Raw genomic sequence first — 2,984 nt, forward strand, 5'->3', positions numbered from 1 at the left:
TACGTAGGAAAGTTGTTACAAGACGGAAAAGATTTTATTGAACAAGTGTATATTCCAGATTTATTAGCCATTGCTTCTTTCTATAAAGATTGGGGTGCTATTGGTAAAGGATTTGGAAATTACATGAGTTATGGTGATTTTCCAACAAATGGATATGCAGATTTATCGAGCTTTAAATTCCCTCAAGGAGTTATTTTAAATGGCGATTTATCTAAAGTTCATGATGTTGATCATAGAAATGGAGATATTGAAGAGTTTGTAAACAATTCTTGGTACAATTATTCAGACGGAGATGATAAAGGAAAACACCCATGGGATGGAGAAACTAACATTAAGTATTCAGGTCCTAAACCGCCGTATGATTTCTTAAATGTTGAAGAAAAATATAGCTTTATTAAAACACCTCGTTGGAAAGGTTTACCAATGGAAGTTGGACCTTTAGCACGTTTACTAGTCGGTTACGGACGTGGAAATAAAGAAATTCAAGATGCTGTAAATGGAGCATTAAAACATTTGGACGTTCCTGTTGATGCATTATTTTCAACCTTAGGAAGAACTGCTGCTCGTGGAATTGAAACGCAATTAGTGGCTAATTGGACCATGGAATTCTACAATACCCTAATGAGTAACATTAAAAATGGTGACGAACGTTTGGCTAATATGGATAGTTGGGAACCTTCAACTTGGCCATCTGAAGCTAAAGGAGTTGGTTTTATGGAAGCACCGCGCGGCGCATTAGCGCATTGGATTAAAATTAAAGATGGTAAAACGGAAAACTATCAACAAGTGGTTCCAAGTACTTGGAATGCATCTCCGAGAGACCCAAAAGGACAACGTTCAGCGTATGAATCTTGTCTAATAGGAACACCAGTTGCAGACCCAGAGTTACCGTTAGAAATTATTAGAACTATCCATTCTTTTGACCCTTGTATTGCTTGTGCTGTGCATTTATATGATGAACATGGAAATCATATTTCACAAGTTCAAAATATTGCAAGTTGTGAAAGTTAAAACTTAAATTATGGAAGCAAAAAAATTTATAAGAGTCATGGTTTGGGAACTTCCAGTACGTTTATTTCACTGGTTAAATGTCCTTGCAATTATTGTGCTATGTATTACAGGTTTTTTAATTGCAAATCCACCGGCATTATTATCAAACGCAGAAGCTACTAATTTACATTCGTTCGGAATTGTTCGTTTTATTCATTTTGTAGCCGCTTATATTTTTCTTTTTATAATGATAATGAGAATTTATTGGTCGTTTGTAGGAAATCAATTTGCAAGTTGGCGTGCTTTTTGGCCATTTAGTAAAAAGAATTGGAATAATTTTTGGCACGTTGTTAAGATTGATGTTATGTTGTTAAATGAAGATCATCCAAATGTAAAAGATATTAGTGTTGGTCATAACAGTGTGGCAACGTTATCCTATTTAGTAATGTTTTTTATAGCGCTAATTCAAATATTTACTGGGTTTGCATTGTATGCCGATACATCTGGTTGGTGGTTTCCAAAATTATTTTCGTGGGTTATTCCGCTATTTGGTGGTGATTTTATGGTGAGAACAATTCATCATGTTGCAATGTGGACATTCATTTTATTTAGTTTAGTACACGTGTATTTGGTTTTTTATCACGATTGGTTAGAAGGTCGAGGAGAAGTCTCATCAATGTTTGGAGGCTTTAAATTTGTACGTGAAGATAGAATTAAACATCACGAAGATATTCCAGAAAAGAATAAAAAATAATCTGCCCAAAGATGAAAGTGAATTCATTTTATCCCTGTTTTCAAATAAAATGAATTTACTTTTTTAAAAACAAAAGATATGAACGAAAGAACTCCAGTTGCCATTAGCAGCGATTCTTATTTTTTTGAAAAAGATAAATCCAACAGTATTTTAGTAATGGGTGTTGGAAATTATTTAATGGGTGATGAAGGTGTTGGTGTGCATATTATTCAGGAAATGAGTAAAATTGAACTGCCTGAATATGTAGATATTTTAGATGGCGGAACAGGCGGTTTTTTATTGCTGAATTGTTTTGAAGCCTATAAAACTATCATTTTTGTAGATGCTACTATGGATGGAAAACCAGCCGGAACTATTTCATTAATTCGTCCAAAATTTGCGTCTGATTTTCCTTCGGCATTAAGTGTTCATGATGTTGGTTTAAAAGATATGATTGAAGCAGTGTATTTAATGGAACATATTCCCGATATTCATTTATTTACAGTTTCTATTGAAGAATTAAATCCTATGACTATAGATTTAAACGATAGTGTTCGAGCTGCAATTCCTGAAATAATTCAACAAATTTTAAGTCATTCAGAAGCACTTCAACTAAAAAAAGTGTAAATTTATAGTGCTTAGTAAAACTATAAATTTAATGTTGAAAATCTATAAAATTACAGTTTCCGGACAAGTTCAGGGTGTAGGTTTTCGGCCATATGTTTATGCATTGGCTATAAAATTTAATTTAAAAGGTACGGTTTCAAACAATGAAAAAGGTGTACTTATAGTTGCACAAGGATTTCAAAGAAACATTGATGCTTTTTATAGTGAATTAATAAATTTTCCGCCACCAGTTTCCAACATTCAAAACAGTTTAATTGAAGAAATTGAAAGTAGAAAATTTGAAAATTTTAAAATAATTCCATCCAAAAAAGGAGGGAAATTAAACTTACCACTAACTCCAGATTTTGCTATTTGTGATGACTGTAAAAATGAAATCAAAAATCAAACTAACATACGCTATAATTATCCGTTTACTACGTGCGTAAATTGCGGCCCAAGGTATGCAATTACAGAAAATTTTCCCTTTGAAAGAAGTAATACAAATATTGATGAATTTCCAATGTGTGAAGCTTGTACCGAAGAATATACAAACCCAACAAACAGACGTTTTCATTCGCAAACAAATACTTGTACCATTTGCGGAATAGATTTGGTGTTACAAAATAACGAAGGAACTACAATTAAAACTTCAAAA

At 32.8% G+C, this 2,984-nt stretch carries 4 protein-coding genes; all 4 read left to right on the plus strand.

Going from position 1 to position 2,984, the window contains the following annotated elements; translation table 11 throughout:
* A partial coding sequence (locus tag ABY298_RS15770) for a nickel-dependent hydrogenase large subunit (protein ID WP_372747002.1) occupies window positions 1–1,011 on the plus strand: 1,011 nt, incomplete at its 5' end.
* 10 nt (window positions 1,012–1,021) lie between these two features.
* Entirely contained in the window at window positions 1,022–1,744 is a 723-nt protein-coding gene (cybH, locus tag ABY298_RS15775; RefSeq protein WP_372747003.1) for a Ni/Fe-hydrogenase, b-type cytochrome subunit, read from the plus strand.
* Between the two features lie 78 nt (window positions 1,745–1,822).
* Window positions 1,823–2,350, plus strand: coding sequence for a hydrogenase maturation protease (locus tag ABY298_RS15780; protein WP_372747004.1), 528 nt, complete (start codon window positions 1,823–1,825; stop codon window positions 2,348–2,350).
* A gap of 31 nt (window positions 2,351–2,381) precedes the next feature.
* A partial coding sequence (locus ABY298_RS15785) for an acylphosphatase (protein ID WP_372747005.1) occupies window positions 2,382–2,984 on the plus strand: 603 nt, incomplete at its 3' end.

Source organism: Lutibacter sp., from assembly GCF_041596795.1.
Lineage (GTDB): Bacteria > Bacteroidota > Bacteroidia > Flavobacteriales > Flavobacteriaceae > Lutibacter.

Coding starts and splice junctions, on each gene's coding strand:
- cybH (WP_372747003.1), top strand. CDS start 1,022: ATGGAAGCAAAAAAATTTATAAGAGTCATGGTTTGGGAACTTCCAGTA.
- ABY298_RS15780 (WP_372747004.1), top strand. CDS start 1,823: ATGAACGAAAGAACTCCAGTTGCCATTAGCAGCGATTCTTATTTTTTT.